Genomic DNA, 20,318 nt, shown 5'->3' on the forward strand with positions numbered 1-20,318 from the left:
CTTTTAGCTGAAGAATTGGTGTAAGTTAGTAGATGTTTTATTTCGCGCAAAGACGCTAAGGAGCAAAGGCGCAAAGAAGACGCAAGAAAGTGATATAGTTTTATCAATGAGTAGTAAGGTGTATTAAATGGAATTTACTCTTTTTTACGAAGGAATTTTAAAATCTGGCAATGCAGCAGGTACAAAAACAAAAGAAAAACATCGAATCAGAAAATATTTTCACAAACAGTTAAAAGTTCTGTGGTCTGAACCACCATTAAAATATTTAAAAGATTATCAACTTTTAGAAACTGCTCCACCAAGCTATGAAAACCAGTTATGTTTTGAGCAGAAAGTTGGTAATTTTCAATTTGTTCCTTTAATTCGTGAAAGTTTAGACCTGGTGGCGGAAATTGATATTATACTTTTAACCTCACAACCTTTAGGTAGAATAGTAAACAACTCTGGTGATATTGATAATAGACTAAAAACATTATTTGATGGTTTACGTTGCCCTTCAGATACAGGCGAAATTAAAGAGGAAGAGCCTAATGATGATGAAAAACCGTTTTTCTGTTTACTAGAAGACGATAAACTAATCACAAAAGTATCAGTTACAACGAAACGTTTACTTGGTAGTCACATCGAAAAAGATCAAGTAAGACTAATCTTATCAATAATTGTCAAGAGAAACAACGATTATAAGATATTTAAACATTACCCTTAAAAGCAATTAAAAATAAACTTATTCGTAGGTTATATTGAAGGAAGTTAAAGCCGAAAAACCCATTTATTTTTATTGTTTGCTTTTATTTCTAAAACTAACCTACTGACGAAGCATAACTCCGATCTTCATATTGAATTTTCCTTGTTTTATTTTTCTGTGTAAGTAGTTCAACTTCCTCCGAAAGACTTCGATAAATTTCAGGAAAACGATCAATTTTAGAATCTTGTTTTAACCAAATTTCCAGATTAGGATCAATCCAGTTCATAACCTTATAAATATTATCATATCTTTGTTTAAGATTATCGTAATTCCAAATGGGTTCATGGTGAAATACACGGTTTCTTAAATCTTTGATACCTGTTAATAAAGGTACTACAGTTGAACAGGTACGCTCATTATTCTTTGCATAAGGAAATATACTTTTAATACAAGGAATAAAAATTTTGTTGAAGTAATTATTATCTTCTCTCTTATTCTGTGTTAAAAGTGTTGTCCAGAAACCTAAGCTCAAATTTGTAATAATTTTATCTCTATTGACTGTAATTATAAAATATTGATTATCTGTATATTGTTTATTTGATTTTTGAGTCCTAGTTTTTATTGTATCTTCTATAGCAGAAATTATTTTCTCTTCTTCATGTTTTAATAAAATTGTTGTATGATTTCTCTCCATATTTGGTAGAATTATATTTATATTATACTTATTTTCTATTTTATAGATAGCATTATCAAAAGAATCAGTATCACAAATAAACCAGTTTAAGTTATATTTATTGATTAAATTGATATCTATATAATTACGGAGAGCTATTTCCAAAGTATGCAAACTTGGATATAAAGATTCACAATATATCATGTTAATTTCATAAAGTCGTATAGCATTTTTAATATCTTGATCAGTTGTTTTCTTTGACGAAGATACACATTCAAAATATTTTTCTATTCTTGCATTTGAAAAAGCTTTTTGAAAAAAATTAAGATTATCTAGTTTTAGTTTTGGAAGGTTAGGACGAATAAGGCTAGGTTGATTTATCATGATTTATAATAATGTTGACAAAATAACTATGTGAAGAATATAATATATATTGTAGATTCTATGGTGATCCCCTCCTTGCTTTTAAATTGACAGCAAGTGACGACCCTAGAGTGAAGCATACCACAAATACATTACTATAAGTATCAAAAAAGCACCTCTACCGAGGTCTTAAGTCAGAAAGACTGACTCAATTGAAAACCTCCCTATATAGGGAGGTAGAAATTTTTAAAACTTAATAAAACTTTAGGTTAAGTTGTGTGGTCGCTCAGTGAATGCTGAAGGTAATGCGATAGCGAAGCTAACCGAAGGTATCGCTCTTAGTTAGACTATGGTGGAGAGGTGCAATTGTGCGGAACTCAGTACCAAAGGCGATCGCTTGATAAAGTATAATAAACATAATCAAGAAAAAGGATGAAACAAAATGCAAGCCATTCTCCTCAGCAGCGAAGAAGTCGCAAAACGTGCCAAAGAATTATATGAAAATGGCATTCGTCAACAAGTAGAAACAGCAGAAAACATTGGTAAAATGATAATTATTGATATAGAAACAGGTGAATATGCAATTGATAAAACAGGCATAGAATCAGCGCATTATTTACGGAATAAAAACAGATTTGCTCGACTCTTTGGGATTCGCATTGGTTATAAAGTTGCTGCCTCCTTTAGTGGAGAAATGGAGCGTGATTATCGGTGATAAATGGTATTATTAAAAACGGGCGTGCAACTGTCAATGTTATATTTCGATTGCCAGAACAACCAGATTTTACAATTGAATTTGTGATTGATACAGGTTTTACAGAATTTCTTTCCTTACCTCCCGCAGCCGTGAATCTTTTGGGATTCCCTTTTGTTTATGATATGTACGCAAATTTAGCAGATAATAGCCGTGTGCTTTTACCAGTACATCAGGCTACTATTATTTGGAATGGTGAGGAAAGAGCAGTTAATGTATTAGCTACAGGAAAGCTACCATTATTAGGAACTGGTTTACTTGATGGTTATGAATTATCTATCCAATTTACAGAAGGTGGTTTAGTAACAATTCAAGAATTATAATCGCTCCCAGTTAGATAATGGTGGAAGTGGTGCGATTGTGCGGAACTCAGTACCAAAGGCGATAGCGAAGCGCTCCGCAGGAATCGCTGAGATCAGGTCAGTGAAAAAACAAGTTTAAGAGTTAAAAAGCGGTAGAGTATTAATTACTTTACCATTTTTTATTTTTTAACTTTTAATCATGAGCGGAATTAATCGTCAAATCACCCTTGACGTTAGACATATTGCCAAGCATTTACCAGGAACACCGCAAATGCAGAGACTTCTAAAAAAAGGACAAGCCGCTCATGTATTTAACGATGAAAATACCATGAATCAAGTTGCTCAGTGCATAATAGAAAAAGGTGAGTTTATCGGCACTGTTAGAGATTATGAACGCTATGGAATGTTTTTTACTGAACCAATAGGTTATAGAATTAGTCCAGATGGTAGTAGTATTCCACTTTACTATGGGGAGATAAAAATCAATGCAGACAACCAATACCACGTCATACCCCCCACCAGACCAAGTGAAGAATAACTGGGAATTTACAGAAGTATGGATAGATCCGATGTTATCACCTCCATACATTCTGTTATTACTTTGCGACAGTGAAGGAAATTGTCAAATTTATGATCCAAAACAGGGTGATAAGGTTGTATTTTCTAGTAATGATTATGAAACTGCCAAGTTATGGTTACTAGAAGATGAGTATGAACCAGTGGAAGGTAGGCTTTTAGCTGGGGAATTAGTGTAAGTTAGTATATTTTTTGTTTCGCGCAATCTCTCTTAGAGATCCCGCAGGGTAGGCGCTAAGGAGCAAAGGCGCAAAGAGAAGGAAGGGAAAAATCAGAGTTGCCATAAACTGAGCAATGATATAATTTAAGATTGGTATCTTTAAGAAAATTTCGCTTTTTCGGATTAAATTTATAATATAAATGTACTATACTGCTTCTCAAGGATAATTATGTCTATCCAGTTTCGGTTTCACCCAGAAAAAGCTGTAGAAGCAGCAGCTATTCTTATGAAGCTGCATGGTAAGCCTATGAAGTATTTAGGCTTGCTAAAAATGCTCTATATAGCTGATCGTATTGCGTTAGAAAGAATAGAACAGCCAATTACAGGTGATCATTATGTATCAATGGATTATGGACCTGTTCTTAGTGGTGTTTATGATCTAATTAAAGGTAAACCTGTTGATGATGCTCTACCTCTGTGGTCTGAGTACATTTCTCCTGGTGATAAGAACTTTGTTTACTTAGTTAAAGATCCAGGAAATGATGAACTATGTGAAGAAGAGGAAGAGATTCTTCAAGAGGTATATCAAACCTTTGGACATCTTGATCCATTTCATGTTGCTGAATGGACTCATGATTTACCAGAGTGGAAAGATCCTCATGGTTCTGCTATTCCCATTTTAGTAGAAGATATTCTCAAAAATGTTGGTAAAAGTGAGGAAGAAATTGAGGAAATTAGACAAATAGCACTGAGGGAAGCATATTTAGATGAGGTGCTAAATGTCTAGTATTTCTATTAACATAGGAGATGTATTTTTAATTGATACACCTCCTAATGGCCAACATTTTTACGTCGCAATTGCAAAAACTTCTGGTAATAAATATTTATTTGTTAATTTAACAGACAGTAAAAATAACATAGTTTCTTGTTGTATTGATTCTAATACAGTTTGTACCAGTTGCCAGCGATCGCTCATTGGTAACTGTAATACTTGTTTTTGCAATTCTTGTAATGTCATGAGAAGATATCAAAAATTATTCATTTTCATTATATATCAATATGATGTATATCGGTTACAGTCAATTAATATACCCACATCCGAAGCGATCGCTAATTTAAAGGAAAGATTACTTATGTATGGTTATAAACAGTGGCTTGCGGAAGGATAATACTAATGGAAATTCCCCGCATCATACTAATAAAATTCTGTCAACTACCTTTGGAAATATTGCTATTTCTTGCTAATTGTGAAAAAAAAGTTAGTAATTCCTAAACTATATATTTTCTGACTATTATGACTATTCTTCATCCAATTTCCGATTTTATCACTTCTGATTCTATAATTTATCCCTCACAACCAAACTATTACTATGAAGGTAAATGTCCCCAAAATGGTGAAATATTAAGATTACCTCGCACTGGTTTAGCGGAAGCTATAGCCTATAGTCTCATGCAACAACTTGAGGAAAATTATCCTTATTCCCGTGAGGGAAAAATGTATGGTATTTTATTAGTTGAATTACCCAATGGTGAATTAAGAGTTATTAAGGCATTTTCTGGTTTATTCCATGGTAATAGTCTGGTTGAGGGTTGGATTCCACCTATTCCTGGTAGACAGGAAGTGGCTGTATTAGAAACTCAAACTTTAACAGAATTAGAAACTATTAAACAACAGATAATTAATCTCCAAAAAATTCCTGAAAGACAAACATATCAAAGTCTCTCTGATCAATATACCCAAGAATTACAAGCTATTAGTTTACATCATCATCATAGCAAACTAGAACGACAGGAACAACGGCAAATATTAGAGCAAATTCTTAGCGGTGAATCTCTAGAAATTGCTTTAGAAAAACTAGCAGCAGAAAGCCGTCAACAGGGAATTGAACGCCGAAATATCAAACGTCGTCAAAATGAAGTTTTACAGCCTTTGCAGGAGATTATAGCCGCCACAGATAGAAGAATTACGGAATTAAGACAACAGCGCAAAGAACTATCTCGCCAATTACAAACACAAATGCACGCTGCTTATAGTCTGACTAATTTTTCTGGACAATCTTTATCTTTACAGCAATTATTACCAGGAGGAACACCAACCGGAACGGGGGAATGTTGCGCTCCTAAATTATTACATTATGCTGCAACCCATGGATTAAAACCTTTAGCAATGGCTGAATTTTGGTGGGGTAATTCTTCTATAGAAAATAAGGTTTCTGGAGAATTTTATGGTGCTTGTTTGGAAAGATGTCAGCCATTAATGGGATTTTTATTATCAGGATTAAAGCTAAATCAACCAGAAATAATTTATGAAGATGACTGGTTAATTGCGGTTAATAAATCATCAGGATTATTGTCTGTTCCGGGTCGTTATTCTCATAATCAAGATAGTGTAATTAGTCGTTTAGGTTATCTATATAATCAGGAAATAATAGCTGTACATCGTTTAGATCAAGATACTTCTGGGATTTTATTAATAGCTAAAGATTTAGTTACCTATTCCCAATTAAGTCAACAATTTGAACAAAGGAAAATTCATAAAGTTTATGAGGCTATAATTACAGGTTCTCTAACTATTTATGAAGGGGAAATTAATTTACCTTTATGGGGAAATCCAGATCATCGTCCCTATCAACAAGTGGATTTAGAACGGGGTAAGCCTAGTTTAACGCGCTTCCGCGTAATCGGCAGAGAAGGAAAATATACCAGAATAGAATTTATACCTCTGACTGGACGTACCCATCAATTACGGGTTCATGCTGCTGATAAGAGAGGACTGGGAATGAGGATTTTAGGGGATAAACTCTATGGTTGTCTCAAGAGTGTCAGTAGATTATATTTACACGCAAGGGAGTTGAGTTTTTACCATCCCTGGCTACACAAAATATTAAATTTACAGGTAAAAACACCGTTTTAATTATAATTATTAATAAAGCTGTTGTGCAAATTGGAAAAAGCCTTAATTTGTAGGTTCGGTTGTGAAACGTGAGCGTTCGCAGAGCAAGCAGCATGAAACCCAATAAATGCGTTGGGTTACGCTGTCGATTAATCCAACAGGAACTGGACAACCTATTGAATATTTACAGAATTTTATTTATCATTAATTCTTGTTATTTGAATTTTATGTTCCACCGTAAGTTTACTTTGACCTAACTTACAAATTAAAAATAGCCTGCACTTTTGGATATGACTAATGAATGAAGATAAAAACAATAATTCTGCTCAGAAAGAACCTATTGCCCACCTTCAGAGAATAGCTGATATTATATTCGCACTGGCAATGGCAGAGTGCTTCTTAGCTCTTGATTTTCCTGAAAAGCTGCAACAGCCCACAGATTCAGAAGTTGTGGCATTTTTACTAGCTCAAATAACACCACTCACTAGCTATGCAATCGCATTTGTGACTGTTGGTTTCTACTGGCTAGAACATATCAAGCAATTTAAACATTACAAACAAGCAGATACGATTCATATCTCACTCTATTTACTTTATTTGATGGGAATACTTCTGATTCCTTATTCTGACACCCTAGTTATTTATTTTCCAGAAAATGCTCTTGTGAAAATATGCTTTAGCGTCAATACTGCATTCATTGGATTGATATCATTTATTAACTGGAATTATGCGACTTATAAACACCGACTAATTGCCGATGATCTAAATAGTGAAATTATTATTTCTACAAGATGGAAAATCTTGATAGAGCCGATTTTTTCCTTATTAACAATAGGAGTTGCTATTATCGATCAAGGTTGGTGGGAATATGTCTGGTTTTTATTACCAATTCCTTACCTCTGGACTGAGAGGATATTTGGTAAGGATGGTGTTAAAAATAATCAACAGGCTGACAATAATTATGAAAAATATCAGGACCAGGAGTAGCTAATCACCCCGAAATACTAAATACACTCCGTTTACTGTATCTTTGCAGTAATATTGACATCTTTAAGCTGACCGTCTTCCATATAAATAATGCGGTCAGCAATATCTAAAATGCGGTTATCGTGGGTAACAAGCAAAATAGTACAGCCTTGTTCTTTAGCAAGTTTCTGCATCAATTCCACAACATCGCGGCCAGATTTTTTATCAAGTGCAGCGGTAGGTTCATCAGCTAAGACAATTTTAGGCTGGCTGACTAAAGCACGAGCGATAGCCACCCGTTGTTTTTGTCCACCAGAAAGATTTTCGGGGTAGTAACTGATACGATCTCCCAAACCAACAGATTCTAGCATGGCGATCGCTTTGTTGTTGATATCATGATTTAGATATTCATCATGCAATTCCAACGACATCCGCACATTTTCCTGGGTAGTTAAAAACGTCATTAGGTTATGTGCTTGAAAAATATAACCTATTTGACGGCGCAATTTAGTTAACTGTTGTTTATTTGCTCCACATATTTCCTGTCCTAAAATTTTCAAACTACCTTCTTGAGCAGAACGCAAACCACCCATTAAAGTCAAAAGGGTAGTTTTACCTGAACCGGAAGGTCCAGTCATAATCACAATTTCACCAGGTTGAATATCCAAATTAATGTCAAATAATACTTGTTTACGTAATACACCTGATCCAAAATAATGATTCAGGTTACGCACTGAAATTACAGGTTCGGAAACAGGGAATGAAGAATCAGTAGTAACTGATTTAATTGTATGAGTGCGGCCGATTGAGGAAACTATGGCAGTGAGCAACATTGTCACTCCAGCCGCTACAAATAATCCGGTCAAACTGACTTCCAGTAACAATCCAGAAATACCTTCAGACAAGGGATCAAGAGCTACCGCAGCGAACATTGTCAGTCCCATTATTCGTCCCTGCATATTTGCGGCTGTATTTTGTTGCAGCCAAGTTATGCCCAGTACGGTGACAGTACCACCTCCTATCCCCATTAAAGCAATTATTCCCGATGCTATCCAAAAGTCCTGTACAAATCCTAATGCTATTAGTCCCACACCCAGACCATAGCAGAGTAAAACAAGGGGGGTTTTGGGATTCTTAATTGCACTCATTTGACTAGCAACTAAGACACCAAGTAATGCACCCATACCGTAAGCGGATTGTAGATAACCAAATATTGTGGCATTAGCTCCAAACTTTACATTAACTAAGGCTGCAACACCGATGATAATCGGACCTAACATTGCAAAATTAATCATTGCTAAGAGTAGCAAACTTATTCTGATAGCAGGCTGTGTCCAGGCATACTTTAAACCTAAAACAATATCACCTGTTAAAGCTTGCTCCTGTGATTCATTTGTCAAAGATTGACGATGACGAGTCCGAACCAGATAGATGAACAAACTACCAAACGCAAATATCAGTGTATTGATTACAAAAGCAGTAGTTAATCCAAAGACACCAATAATAAAACCTGCACCAGCAGGTCCGATAACTTCCGTAAACTGTTCACTGCCCTGTATCCAAGCATTAGCTTCTGCTAATTGTGATTTTCTCACCAATTGAGGCAAGAGAGCCAGAATTGCTGGGTATAAAATAGCCTCAAACAATCCAAATAAAACAGCAATTACAATAAAACTAATAAGATTAAAAGCATCGAAAATTAGCAAAACACTAGCAATTCCAATTAGAAAAGTATTAATCAAACCGCCGATGATAATGACATTTCGAGTTGACCAGCGATCGCTGATTGCACCACCTACCAACATAAACAAGGCTCGTGGAATTGCAGCCGCCACTAATACAGTACCAACAGCCAATCCTGAACCTGTTTTCTGGAGTACCAACCATGTTAATGACACCATCCAAAATTGAGCCGCACACAAAATTAAAGTTTGCCCTAACCACAGCCAGCGAAAGTTAGGGAAATATAAGGGCGATCGCAACATACATATTTCACTTAAATTTAGTTTGTGCTACGGATAAAAATTTCATGATTCGATTCTTCCAGATTTACGTAGCGTGAGTTTTAGACAAATATGATGAAATTGGTTTCTATTAGTGATGACTACTATCACTACTCAGAGGTAGATAACCAACACGAAGATTATCTAGACTTTCAACTTCAATTTGGTTATTACGTATTAATTGCCTATAAGTATCTAATATTCCATGTGAAATGTCTGGATTATCTGCACATAAAGCCTGATGTGCTGCTGGTAATTTATACCAGGGAATAGTAGGACACAAGTGGTGAACATAGTGATAACCTGCATTATGAAAGAAAAAGTTAATCACAGAATTCACATTTGATCTCGAACCTGAGAAAGTATTAAAATGTTCTTGCACCTCAGCCAAAAGTGATAAAAAAGAAAAACACCATAATAAAGGCACAAACCAGTAAAGAAGTAAAATGTCTAAATGTCCTGATAAACTGAATCCTAGAATAACTACTAACCAGAACAAATAAAGTTTGTAACTTTGCTTTATCCCATTAATGATTGCACTAAGTTTGAATGAATCTTGGAGCAAAGGATACAATATAACTTCTATGAAAAAGTAATATATAGAAAAGCCCAAGAAAGGTTTAATAAACAAGATCATAAATACATTCTTATCTGGTTTATTTAATCCCAAAAACTCATAATCTTCGGGTATATAATCACCATGAGATAATAAGTATTTATGATGCGGAAAGTGATGCTCTCGATAAGAAGAAATTGTCCTCAAAAATGGAAAACTATATATAAATTCTAGTTTTTCGTGCCATGACTTTTCCATAAATAGATTATTATGAACTGCCTCATGTACTAATGCTTCACCAACGGCAAATTGAAAAATTCCTATTAACCAAACAGCGACCAGATAAATGAAGATATTATTTGCCCAAATACTAAAACCAGCTACTATGAAAATTGCTATCCAGTCTCTTAGTAATGCTAGAAACGACTTGATATTATTACGCTCAACAAAGTCAATTGGTTTACTCTTGGTCATAAAATAGCTTCTTTGTGATTTAACAGCGGTTTTTGGATGAAAGGGAACAGGGAAAACTAGGTCGCCCACAAAGGGCTTGGTTTTCACCTAATTTACATTTTTGCAAGTACTTTAGCCCATTTTTTCTGGAAATTAACGTCTCGCTGTTTGATCCAGCTTAACAGTAATTGCGAAAAATCATGATTGCTCTGTAAGGAATTGATCAGATTATTTTTCCTTTTAGAATCCATAAAATCTAACAATGGCTGTTTAACATTCAGAACACAATTCAAAGCCTCATTTGTCGGGGAAATCCAGAGATGTAAACAAGCTTTATGGTCTGCTTTAATCTCTTTCCTACAGTTAGGACTACCACATTTACGTAACATACCTCTCTTGTACTCTCCATCAAGCAAATCACCATAATCCACATCAAGCAAACCATAATCCGTCGTTATTTCCTCACCTTCAGCAATATCCCTGACAGCGATAGATAACATATATCCAGTAGAAATAGTGTTAAAGTCACAGCTATGGTTTATATACTTTTCATTATCCCAGCTTATAACGCCATAACCTTCCAAATTGAGATAAGCAAAATGTTCGATAATTGCCTTAAACTCTACATTTATAGAATATAGAGAAGCAAACATTTCTGGTTTCACCTCTACATCAAGAGGATCATGAAATGCAACAATTGTCCCTTTTGGAATTAGTTCAGTGGCAAATACTCCATATCCAATTTCTGAATTAACAAAGCGAAGTTCAGTAGATTTATGTAGCATTATCTGTTTATGTCCTCTGTAACACACCTAGCATAATCAAGCCAATGTAGATCCAATACTACTCGGTTAAATCTTTTTTGGGCATTACAACTGAAACCGAGCAGTATTGAATATGCATCAGGTTTTCTGACTGTTATCCCTAGTCAGCACTCAATTGATTTGACCTAGTTCACACTCTCATTTATTCAGCACTACTCAGCACGAATTCTATATATTGATGAGTAAACTGCTTATCACATGGTGGACACCAGTGTAAATAAGTATCAACTTGGTCTGTCTTGATATTTCTGAACATCGTATTAAATTGGTTTTCTAACTCAGGTGATACCACTGATTTCAATAGTTTCATGCCCTTTTTGTTCGTATAACGAACATATTCTTCATACTTGTCAACGAAACTTCTGAGTGGCACAAGCTCAATGTGCTTATCTAATTTGTCAAAATATCTAATTACATCAGACCAATTAAGTGGATGTGGATTATAGAAAGTGTAATTGTGTTTTCTCTCATTGGTAGGCAGTAGGGATGTAGAAATAATTGCCTTGGCAGCATATTCAACTGACATCAAATCGAAATCAGCATCCATATCAGGTATGCAGCCTATTTGATAAATAGCACCCAAGAAATTCTCAAATGCATCTTCATCAATAAAAAAGTCATCATCAATATTTTCATAAGCCTTTTCTATCAAGGCAAATAGTTTGTGCAATGGGGTATTTTTAGTGATATGCTCAACTCGAAGAGAGTATAAATATCCCAAGCGATAATTAACCCACGGGTATCCCTGTTCTGCAAGACGCAAGACAATTTGCTCTGTTACATACTTGGTTTGTGCATATCCATTGACCAAACCAATAGGGGTGGGATTTTCAGAGCAGTCTTCTAACAAGGATGTAGCACAACTCGACACATTATAAAGGGGCTTGACCTTTCCAGATAATGCGAAGTCTGCAACTTCAATAGTGCCAACCACATTAGTGTTCTTGATGATGTCATAGGGGAGATAGAAGTTATCCACAGCCGCTACATGATATACGCTGTCAATATTTTTTGCTAATTCATTATAGCGATCTTCTTCTAGTCCAAACCGCTTTTTAGACATATCACCGATGATGATTTGTACACGATTTTCCCATCCTTGTAGCAGCTTGACATCGAACTTTCGCGCGGTTTTCTTGATTCGTTGAAGACCTGCTTCCTCATTGGCTGCTCGAACTAAACAAGCAATATTCAGATCGGTAGTGTCAAGGAGTTCTTTCAAGAAATAAGTACCGACAAAACCAGATGCCCCAGTTAGTAAGCAAGTTTTGGTTTGAGTGTTCTGGCCGAGATCAACTTTGTTGTCACGATTACGAAGAAGGTATTCTAAAGCATTTTCTATCTCTACATTAAGAGGTTGACTGTGGGTAAGTCTGACTTTTAGCGAGTCTTCATTAGAGATAACACCAGCTATATCGTCAATCATCCCCAAGAAAGTATTGGCGTAGAAAAAAGCTTCTGTAGGAATTTGACAACCCAGTTCTGCTTCCAATATGCTATGAATCTCAATGATTTTCAAAGAGTCAATCCCATAGAAGAAGATAGACTTTTCTACATCGAAATCAACCATCCGCACTTCATATTTCTTAGTCAGAATCTGGATAAGACTAGTAAAGACCTTCAGGTGCATTGGACCCATAGAAGTTATGCGTTCAAAGGTCTTTTCAATGTTTAACATACTAATTTCTCCTGGGGATTGATTTGTAGATTTGTCTTCAGGCCATTTAGCTAAAGCATCGGTACAGCCTTGGAGAAACTCTTGCTTGCACTGTTGTCTACGAATTTTGCCACTAGATGTTTTCGGGAGTTGCATATGTCCTAAAAACACGAGTTGGCGTAATTGGATCTCGAAATTCTCTCCCACCGCGACAGAAATAGCTTCTACCAATTCTTCCAAATAACCAGACCGCCGTAGATTGATGATACCAGCTTTTGTCAATTCGGCGAAAATCACCAAATCCTCTCCAGTCTGACCGGGAACACTGAAGGCCGCAACAGAACTGGAGCGAATATCAGGATGTGCTTGCTGAACACAACCCTCGATGTCTTGGGGATAGTAATTCACACCATTGATGATAATGATGTCTTTGATTCGGCCAGTAATGTATAGTTCGCCCTTCTCGTCAATAAAACCCAAGTCGCCTGTACGCAGGTAAGTCTGATCATCATCTGGTAAAGAAACAAGAGTTTTTGCTGTGGCTTCTGGATGGTTGTAATAACCAGCCATTATGTTAGAGCCTGTACTCCAGATTTCCCCAACATGATTTGGGGGCAATACGCAATTTTTATGAGGATCGACGATATAAATTTTTTGGTCTAGCCAAGGGAAGCCACAGCCGACAAAAACCTTTTCCTTACTTTTATCGGTCGGTTCTTGAGCTATGTTGTGCTGACCTAATGTCATCCAGTCAACAGCTTTAAAAACTGGATCTTTATCAACATATCCAGAAGATATGTAGACTGTAGCTTCAGCCATACCATAAGCTGGGAGGAACATCTGTGGCTTGAATCCGTTAACGGCAAACTTTTCTGAAAAGTCCCATATAGTTTGTGGATTGATGGGTTCAGCAGCATTAATTGCCATCCGCAGGGAAGATAGATCCAGTGTTTCCTGATCGCTGGGCTGTATTTTATCAACACATAGTTGATAAGCGAAGTTTGGTGCACCTGTATATTCTGCGCGGTATTTAGTGATGGCACGTAGCCATTGTATTGGCTGGGATGCGAAGGTTTGTGGCGAGAGTATCACACAATGAGCGCCACTATAGAGGCTGCACAACAGATGGGCGACTAAACCGAGATCATGATAGTGTGGCAGCCAAGATACAAAGGTAGAATCAGAATTTGCCTGACTCATTGCTACAATCATCTCTAGGTTGTTGAGACAATTGGCATGGCTGATCATCACACCTTTGGGTAGTGAGGTCGAACCAGAAGTGAACTGCAAGAATGCGATCGCTGATCCATTGATCTCTGGTAAAGGTAAGCTCTGAGAGTTTGCCGGCTCAATAGTCATGTCTGTTGGTACATAAATCAGATCCTTTGGCCAGTTTTCTTCCTTACTCAAAGTATCCCGAAAAGCTTGTTCATCCTTGCCAAGAAGTAGTATTGCTGAGGCTTCTGTGGCAGAAACAATATCTGAAATCTTCTTGTTGGAACGATTGCTTTTTGGGATATGGATAGGTGCAGGTAAAACCCCAGCATAAAGGCAACCGAAGAATGCAACTATAAATTCAATTCCTGGTGGATAAAGTAAAATCGCAAAGCATATGTTATTGAAATACATGACACATAAATTATATTTTAATACAATTTTTGTGTCAATACAGATTGACACTATGTCCATAAGAATATCCAACGATTTCCATAGAGATCGACCGCATGATCTAGAGTGCATAGATCATGTTTTTTGTCAATAATATACATCAACGAAAATTCTTCGTTTCAGGTTTTTAGGGATTAACTTCCGATCAGATCAATTCAGATCAATAATGAATGATAGCGAAGTGCTGCTGCAAGCAGTTCGCTCAAAGAGCATCACAAAATCACGTTAAAATGCCCGAAACCCATACCTCATGGTTGAGCCTGTCAATGCGTAAGTCCTATTGAATTAGGATATCTGAATTTGTAAAGATATATTGACAAACACTTTAGGTTTATTATATTATTTAATATAACGAGCGTTCGATATAAAGACGATAGTTGTTATGCCAAAAATTGTTAATCATGAACAATACCGTAAAGAATTACTTGGTAAATGTTTTGATTTGTTTGCAGAAAAAGGCTATGCAGCGATTACTATGCGGCAGATTTCTGCGGGTTTAAAAGTTTCCACTGGCGCACTCTATCATTATTTTCCCAATAAACAAGCTTTATTTGAGCAATTGGTGGAAGAAATTAGTCAGCAGGATATAATTACGGTTTTGACAGAATTTAGAGGAAAAAATAACCTACTAGAATTGATGGAAGCTTTGGGTCAATATCTTGTTATAAATGAGGATTACTTAATTAAATGGACTTACCTATGGGTTGATTTTTGTCAACATCAAGACTCAAAAATAATGCTAACTAATAGCACTGTTTTCAAACGTGCTAATCAACGATGTCAGCAGTTAGCCTGTGATTTATTAGGTGTTCGAGACGTGGTACTAGCGTCTTTTGTTTTGAGTTTTGTAAATGGTGTGGTTTTAGAGAAATTATGGGGTAATGAGAATATTGATTTCTCTGAACAGTGTCAGCTTTTAGGAGAGATGATTGTAGCCTATTTAGGACAAAAAACCGACTTTAAAGTTAGTATTTAAGCATCAATAAATGTAGAGAAATTTGTTTTGTCACTTTGGGAATTATGATGAGTTATAAACTGTTGTTTAAACCTAAAAATCAAGGCTTAATTGCTTTAATAGTTGCGGCCACTGCGATAACAGCAGGAATTGCTATTTATGGGATTTCTAACTTTGGCAAAATGGAAAAATCTTCTGTAATTGAAGCAAAACCAATTGTCCCAATTTCCCCAATGGTGACTGCTTTAGGAAGATTAGAACCGGAAACGGAAATAATTAAATTATCTGCACCTTTAGCATTAGATGGCGATCGCATTTCTGAACTATTAGTTAAAGAAGGTGATAATGTGAAAATAGGGCAAGTAATTGCCGTTTTACAATCTCGTGATCTGCTAAAAAAAGCCCTGATTCAAAGACAGAAACAGGTGAAAGTTGCGGAAGCTAAATTGCAGCAAGTTAAGGCTGGTGCTAAGTCAGGAGAAATTGCCGCACAGCAAGCAATTGTTGAGAGAATTAAAGCCCAATATGCAGGAGATAAACAAGCCCAAGCAGAAAATATTGCTCGGATATCAGCCCAATGGGAAGGTGATAGAATTGCCCAAACAGCAACTATTAATAAATTAATAGCAGAATTAAAAAATGCAGAAGCAGAATATCAACGTTATCAACAGTTATTTTCTGAAGGGGCAATTTCTAATTCTGTAATTGATAGTAAACGTTTAAATGTAGAAACGGCAAAACAAATATTAAATGAATCCCAAGCGGTTCTCAAACGGATTAATACCACCGCAAATAAACAATTAGCAGAAGCTAAAATTGCCCTAAATCGTATTAATAATACTAGCAATAAAGAAATTAGTGAAGCCAAGGCTAAACTTAATAGTGTTGCCGAAATTCGTCCCGTTGATATAGAATTAGCCAGAACAGAAGTTGAAAGTGCGATCGCTGATTTGCAACGTGCAGAAACCGAACTACAAGGAGCTTATATTCGCGCCCCTATGACGGGACAAATTATTAAAATTCATGCCCATGTTGGTGAAAAAATTGATAAACCGGGGGTTGTTGACTTCGCCCAAACTAAGACAATGATGGCGGTAGCAGAAGTTTATCAAACCGATATTAGTAAGATCAAATTAGGACAAACAGCCATAATTACCAGTCAAGGATTTACAGGAGAATTAAAAGGTGTAGTTCAACAAATTGGGTTACAAGTCAAGCGCCAAAACGTCTTTGGTGATCAACCAGGGGAAAACTTAGATGGTCGAATTATTGAAGTAAAAATCCGTCTCAATCCTCAAGATAGTGAAAGAGTTTCTGGCTTAACTAACTTACAAGTTCAAACAGCAATTAAATTGTAAATTCTTTTCATAAAGGTGTGAAAAATAGAACTAATGATTAATCAAATATTTGGGAAAACGCCCCTAGCTTGGCGACAATTAATGAAAGAAAAAACGCGGTTAGTAATTGCAGTATCAGGAATTGCCTTTGCTGATATACTCATATTTATTCAAATGGGTTTTGAAGGTGCATTATTTGATTCTGCTATCAAACCTCATCGCAATTTACAAGCTGATGTAGTCTTAATTAATCCCCAATTTCAAACTCTATTTTCAGTTAAAAGTTTTTCTAGAGAAAGACTTTATCAAGCATTAAGTTATGAAGGTGTAAAATCAGTTAGTTCTATTTACATTGGTACGGGACAATGGCGTAATCCTCAAACAAAACTTGATCGGGCTATTTTAGTTTGGGGTGTAGATCCAGCTAAACCTGGGTTAAAATTTCCTGAAGTCCAAGCTAATAAAGATGATCTCAAACAATTAAATCAAGTTTTGTTTGATGAAGCCAGTCGTCCAGAATATGGAGAAATTGGCAAAATTTTTCGAGCAACGGGGAAATTTAATACTGAATTAAACGGAAAAAATCTCAATGTTAAAGGTTTATTTCAAAATGGTGCTTCCTTTGCTTCTGATGGTAATGTTGTGGCTAGTGATTCCACTTTTTTAAAATTATTTCCTACTCGCAAACCTGATCAAATTGAAGTTGGTTTAATTACTCTCAAACCTGGTGTAGATATTGAAAAAATCAAAGCCAAATTGAAAATAGGATTAAATCCAGATCCTCAAAATCCTTTTGTGGAAGTTGGAACTCCAGAAACATTTGCTCAAAAGGAAAAGACTTATTGGGCTGATGGTACAGGTATTGGTTTTATTTTTGGTTTGGGTGTGATTGTCGGTTTTATTGTTGGTATTGTCATTGTTTATCAAATTCTTTATTCTGATGTTTCTGATCACTTACCAGAATACGCAACTCTCAAGGCCATGGGGTACACTGATAATTATCTATTGCGAGTTTTATTACAAGAGGCATTGTTATTGGCTGCATTAGGTTATTTACCTGCATTGTTGTTATCTTTTGGGATATATCAATTAACTTTTACTGCGACTCTTTTACCCATAGCTATGAAATTAGATCGGGCAATTAATGTTTTTATCTTAACAGTAATTATGTGTACTATTTCCGGCGCAATTGCTATGCAAAAACTCCGTTCTGCTGATCCTGCTGACATTTTTTAATTCTCAATCAATAAAACTCTTTTTTATATCTCACCCCAAGGTAAGGAACTATGCCATTGAAAGTTACAACTATTGCTCCTGAAGTTATTTCTAGTTCAGAAACAGTGATTTCTGTTAGTAATCTTAATCATTCTTTTGGTAAAGGTGCGCTACAAAAACAAGTATTATTTGATATTAATTTAGAGATTAATGCGGGGGAAATTGTGATTATGACAGGTCCCTCTGGTTCAGGCAAAACTACCCTATTATCATTAATGGGGGGTTTACGTTCTGCCCAAAGTGGAAGTTTACAAATATTAGGACAGGAAATGTCTGGGGCAAGTAAGGGACAATTAACTAAATTACGTCGTCAAATTGGTTATATTTTTCAAGCCCATAATTTAATGAGTTTTTTAACAGCAAAAGAAAATGTGAGGATGTCTTTAGAGTTGCACGAAAATTACTTCAAAGGTGATATTAATGCCAAAGCTATAGCGATGTTAGAACACGTTGGTTTAGGGGAACATATTAATTACTATCCAGAGAATTTATCCGGTGGACAAAAACAACGGGTAGCTATAGCCCGCGCTTTAGTTAGTCACCCAAAAATAGTATTAGCAGACGAACCTACAGCTTCATTAGATAAACAATCAGGCCGCGATGTGGTAGAGTTAATGCAATTATTAGCCAAAGAACAAAATTGTACTATTTTGCTTGTCACCCATGATAACCGCATTCTCGATATAGCTGATCGGATTATTTACATGGAAGATGGACAATTGAAAAGTGATGGTGTAGATATTCGCGTCAAAGTAAATTAATCCTCCCTTATTTAAAGATAATTTCCTCCCGAATTTCCAGATTAAGAGTGTGTTGAATTTTCAAAAGTTTTGTCAAACTAGCACTAGCATATCCATTTGCTTCATCACGTTGCACCTGTTGAGGTTTAACTCCTAAAAGTTTGGCAAAACTCTCTTGAGTGTGTCCACGAATAATCCGCGCTTTGATGAGTGCTTCTGGTAGTTTTTCTAAACTATCATATTGCAATTTCTCAATTTTACCTTTGTAAAATAAATCACTGATAATAAAACAATACTTACTGATTCTTGTTTCTTGACCACGATCTGTTAATCTAATGTGGAAGATTAGCAAAATGGTCAATGGAAATTAGTAATTTATTCCAAGCTGGTGGTATAGTCATGTGGCCACTGCTGTTTTTTTCGGTGTTAGGAGTGGCGCTAATTATCGAACGCATTACCTTTTGGGTTAAAATCAGCAACCGTCAAAACCGTATTGTCCAAGTCGTTCTCAAAGTTTATCGTCAAGGTAATATGGTTGATGCTTTAAATATATTACATAGAAATGCTGATTTACCTATAGCTCGGATTTTTTTAGCGGCCTTAGAACTGGAAGAACCCAACCCCGAAGAATTTCGTTTAGCTTTAGAAAGTGAAGCACAGGCCGAAATTCCCCTATTAAAAAGGTTTCAGAACATTTTCGATACAATTATTGGTTTAGCCCCCTTGTTAGGGCTGCTAGGTACAGTATTGGGATTAATTACCTCCTTCGCATCATTGAATATTGGTGATGTCGGGGGGACAAGAACCGCCGGTGTCACCTCTGGAATTAGTGAAGCCTTAGTATCTACAGCATCAGGATTAGTGGTAGCTATTATTACCCTGTTTTTTGCTAATACCTTTCGGGGAATGTATTTACGCCAAATTGCTTGGATTCAAGAATATGGTGGACAACTAGAATTACTATATCGTCGTCGTTATGAAAGAGGAGATAAATGATCATGCGTCTACCAGATGAACCTGATATACCAGCCCAAATTAATATTGTACCGATGATTGATGTCATTTTTGCGATTTTGACATTTTTCATTATGTCAACTTTATTTCTAAATCGTTCCGAAGGATTACCAGTTAATTTACCCAAAGCTGGCACCGCCAAAACCCAATCATCAGCCACACCAATTACTGTTACAATAGACTCAGCAGGGGATGTAAGTTTAAACCGCCAGCCTGTCACCCTGGATACTTTACCAACCAGGGTACAACAATTAAAAGGAAAAAATACAGAAGTAGTTGTAATTATTAACGCTGATCAAAGTGCCACTCATGGTCAAGTTGTGCTAATTATGGATAAAGTGCGTCAGGTACAAGGGGCAAAATTAGCGATCGCTACTCAAAAACCCTAACCATTGAGTTCTTACAGCGGTTTCTGCTCTTATGAGGTACAAAGTTGAATGATGAAACTCTTGTAGTGCGGGCAT

Annotated in this window: 22 protein-coding genes; 15 read left to right on the plus strand and 7 right to left on the minus strand. The window is 36.0% G+C overall.

From position 1 onward, the window contains the following. Window positions 1-127 precede the first annotated feature (127 nt). Entirely contained in the window at window positions 128-706 is a 579-nt protein-coding gene (locus tag ACIR131C_RS0110480) for a hypothetical protein (protein WP_028090151.1), read from the plus strand. Between the two features lie 94 nt (window positions 707-800). Here ACIR131C_RS0110480 and ACIR131C_RS0110485 read toward each other — a convergent pair whose 3' ends face one another. Beyond that, window positions 801-1,742 (minus strand): Abi family protein, encoded by a 942-nt coding sequence (locus ACIR131C_RS0110485; protein WP_028090152.1) that lies wholly within the window; start codon window positions 1,740-1,742, stop codon window positions 801-803. Window positions 1,743-2,163: 421 nt separating this feature from the next. Between ACIR131C_RS0110485 and ACIR131C_RS0110490 the strand changes: the two genes are divergently transcribed. The 5 genes from ACIR131C_RS0110490 (at window position 2,164) to ACIR131C_RS0110510 (ending at window position 4,300) form a co-directional block, all read left to right on the plus strand. Next, entirely contained in the window at window positions 2,164-2,436 is a 273-nt protein-coding gene (locus tag ACIR131C_RS0110490) for a hypothetical protein (RefSeq protein ID WP_028090153.1), read from the plus strand. Continuing rightward, window positions 2,433-2,798 carry a clan AA aspartic protease gene (locus ACIR131C_RS0110495; RefSeq protein ID WP_028090154.1) on the plus strand — a complete coding sequence of 122 codons (366 nt, stop codon included), beginning with the start codon at window positions 2,433-2,435 and terminating at the stop codon, window positions 2,796-2,798. Before ACIR131C_RS0110490 ends, ACIR131C_RS0110495 begins: the two co-directional genes overlap by 4 nt. A 178-nt stretch (window positions 2,799-2,976) precedes the next feature. Beyond that, the gene (locus ACIR131C_RS0110500; protein ID WP_028090155.1) at window positions 2,977-3,315 is read left to right on the plus strand and encodes a DUF6972 family protein; all 339 of its coding nucleotides are present in this window, start codon (window positions 2,977-2,979) and stop codon (window positions 3,313-3,315) included. Continuing rightward, a complete protein-coding gene (locus tag ACIR131C_RS0110505; RefSeq protein WP_028090156.1) occupies window positions 3,263-3,532 on the plus strand; it encodes a hypothetical protein in 270 nt (89 codons plus the stop codon). Before ACIR131C_RS0110500 ends, ACIR131C_RS0110505 begins: the two co-directional genes overlap by 53 nt. A gap of 210 nt (window positions 3,533-3,742) precedes the next feature. Next, the gene (locus ACIR131C_RS0110510; RefSeq protein ID WP_028090157.1) at window positions 3,743-4,300 is read left to right on the plus strand and encodes a Panacea domain-containing protein; all 558 of its coding nucleotides are present in this window, start codon (window positions 3,743-3,745) and stop codon (window positions 4,298-4,300) included. Window positions 4,301-4,360: 60 nt separating this feature from the next. Here ACIR131C_RS0110510 and ACIR131C_RS25495 read toward each other — a convergent pair whose 3' ends face one another. After that, window positions 4,361-4,531 (minus strand): hypothetical protein, encoded by a 171-nt coding sequence (locus ACIR131C_RS25495; RefSeq protein ID WP_155963078.1) that lies wholly within the window; start codon window positions 4,529-4,531, stop codon window positions 4,361-4,363. Here ACIR131C_RS25495 and ACIR131C_RS24485 point away from each other — a divergent pair. The 3 genes from ACIR131C_RS24485 to ACIR131C_RS22470 all read left to right on the plus strand — a co-directional run bounded on the left by ACIR131C_RS24485 (window position 4,530) and on the right by ACIR131C_RS22470 (window position 7,393). After that, window positions 4,530-4,682, plus strand: coding sequence for a hypothetical protein (locus ACIR131C_RS24485; protein WP_231395444.1), 153 nt, complete (start codon window positions 4,530-4,532; stop codon window positions 4,680-4,682). The genes ACIR131C_RS25495 and ACIR131C_RS24485 overlap by 2 nt on opposite strands. Before the next feature lie 125 nt (window positions 4,683-4,807). Next, on the plus strand, window positions 4,808-6,427 hold the full coding sequence (locus ACIR131C_RS0110520; protein WP_028090158.1) for an RluA family pseudouridine synthase: 1,620 nt from the start codon (window positions 4,808-4,810) through the stop codon (window positions 6,425-6,427). A 276-nt stretch (window positions 6,428-6,703) separates the two neighbouring features. Continuing rightward, window positions 6,704-7,393 carry a TMEM175 family protein gene (locus ACIR131C_RS22470; RefSeq protein WP_051347534.1) on the plus strand — a complete coding sequence of 230 codons (690 nt, stop codon included), beginning with the start codon at window positions 6,704-6,706 and terminating at the stop codon, window positions 7,391-7,393. A 32-nt stretch (window positions 7,394-7,425) separates the two neighbouring features. On the opposite strand, the gene ACIR131C_RS27095 is transcribed toward ACIR131C_RS22470, so the two are convergent. The 4 genes from ACIR131C_RS27095 to ACIR131C_RS23915 form a co-directional block, all read right to left on the minus strand. After that, window positions 7,426-9,357, minus strand: coding sequence for an MFS transporter (locus ACIR131C_RS27095; protein ID WP_071604949.1), 1,932 nt, complete (start codon window positions 9,355-9,357; stop codon window positions 7,426-7,428). 109 nt (window positions 9,358-9,466) lie between these two features. After that, window positions 9,467-10,492 (minus strand): fatty acid desaturase family protein, encoded by a 1,026-nt coding sequence (locus tag ACIR131C_RS0110535; protein WP_231395445.1) that lies wholly within the window; start codon window positions 10,490-10,492, stop codon window positions 9,467-9,469. Between the two features lie 5 nt (window positions 10,493-10,497). Beyond that, window positions 10,498-11,169, minus strand: a complete 672-nt coding sequence (locus ACIR131C_RS22475; protein WP_051347535.1) for an SET domain-containing protein — start codon at window positions 11,167-11,169, stop codon at window positions 10,498-10,500. Window positions 11,170-11,350: 181 nt separating this feature from the next. Continuing rightward, window positions 11,351-14,554 carry an AMP-binding protein gene (locus tag ACIR131C_RS23915; protein ID WP_051347536.1) on the minus strand — a complete coding sequence of 1,068 codons (3,204 nt, stop codon included), beginning with the start codon at window positions 14,552-14,554 and terminating at the stop codon, window positions 11,351-11,353. A gap of 361 nt (window positions 14,555-14,915) precedes the next feature. Between ACIR131C_RS23915 and ACIR131C_RS0110550 the strand changes: the two genes are divergently transcribed. The 4 genes from ACIR131C_RS0110550 to ACIR131C_RS0110565 are packed head-to-tail and all read left to right on the plus strand — an operon-like array spanning window position 14,916 to window position 18,861. Then, complete coding sequence (locus ACIR131C_RS0110550; RefSeq protein WP_028082139.1) at window positions 14,916-15,509, plus strand: TetR/AcrR family transcriptional regulator; 594 nt, start codon at window positions 14,916-14,918, stop codon at window positions 15,507-15,509. A gap of 47 nt (window positions 15,510-15,556) precedes the next feature. After that, the gene (locus ACIR131C_RS0110555) at window positions 15,557-16,846 is read left to right on the plus strand and encodes an ABC exporter membrane fusion protein (protein WP_028090160.1); all 1,290 of its coding nucleotides are present in this window, start codon (window positions 15,557-15,559) and stop codon (window positions 16,844-16,846) included. A 33-nt stretch (window positions 16,847-16,879) separates the two neighbouring features. After that, a complete protein-coding gene (gene devC, locus ACIR131C_RS0110560) occupies window positions 16,880-18,061 on the plus strand; it encodes an ABC transporter permease DevC (protein WP_028090161.1) in 1,182 nt (393 codons plus the stop codon). A gap of 50 nt (window positions 18,062-18,111) precedes the next feature. Continuing rightward, the gene (locus ACIR131C_RS0110565) at window positions 18,112-18,861 is read left to right on the plus strand and encodes a DevA family ABC transporter ATP-binding protein (RefSeq protein WP_051347537.1); all 750 of its coding nucleotides are present in this window, start codon (window positions 18,112-18,114) and stop codon (window positions 18,859-18,861) included. A gap of 7 nt (window positions 18,862-18,868) precedes the next feature. On the opposite strand, the gene ACIR131C_RS22485 is transcribed toward ACIR131C_RS0110565, so the two are convergent. Beyond that, window positions 18,869-19,201 (minus strand): helix-turn-helix transcriptional regulator, encoded by a 333-nt coding sequence (locus ACIR131C_RS22485; RefSeq protein WP_231395446.1) that lies wholly within the window; start codon window positions 19,199-19,201, stop codon window positions 18,869-18,871. On the opposite strand from ACIR131C_RS22485, the gene ACIR131C_RS0110575 reads away from it, so the two are divergent. Together ACIR131C_RS0110575 and ACIR131C_RS0110580 are read left to right on the plus strand one after the other, a co-directional pair. Then, on the plus strand, window positions 19,201-19,836 hold the full coding sequence (locus tag ACIR131C_RS0110575; protein WP_028090163.1) for a MotA/TolQ/ExbB proton channel family protein: 636 nt from the start codon (window positions 19,201-19,203) through the stop codon (window positions 19,834-19,836). The two genes, ACIR131C_RS22485 and ACIR131C_RS0110575, sit on opposite strands and share 1 nt — an antisense overlap. A 2-nt stretch (window positions 19,837-19,838) precedes the next feature. Next, entirely contained in the window at window positions 19,839-20,243 is a 405-nt protein-coding gene (locus ACIR131C_RS0110580; RefSeq protein WP_028090164.1) for an ExbD/TolR family protein, read from the plus strand. Window positions 20,244-20,318 lie beyond the last annotated feature (75 nt).

This window comes from Dolichospermum circinale AWQC131C (assembly GCF_000426905.1).
GTDB classification, from domain to species: domain Bacteria; phylum Cyanobacteriota; class Cyanobacteriia; order Cyanobacteriales; family Nostocaceae; genus Dolichospermum; species Dolichospermum circinale.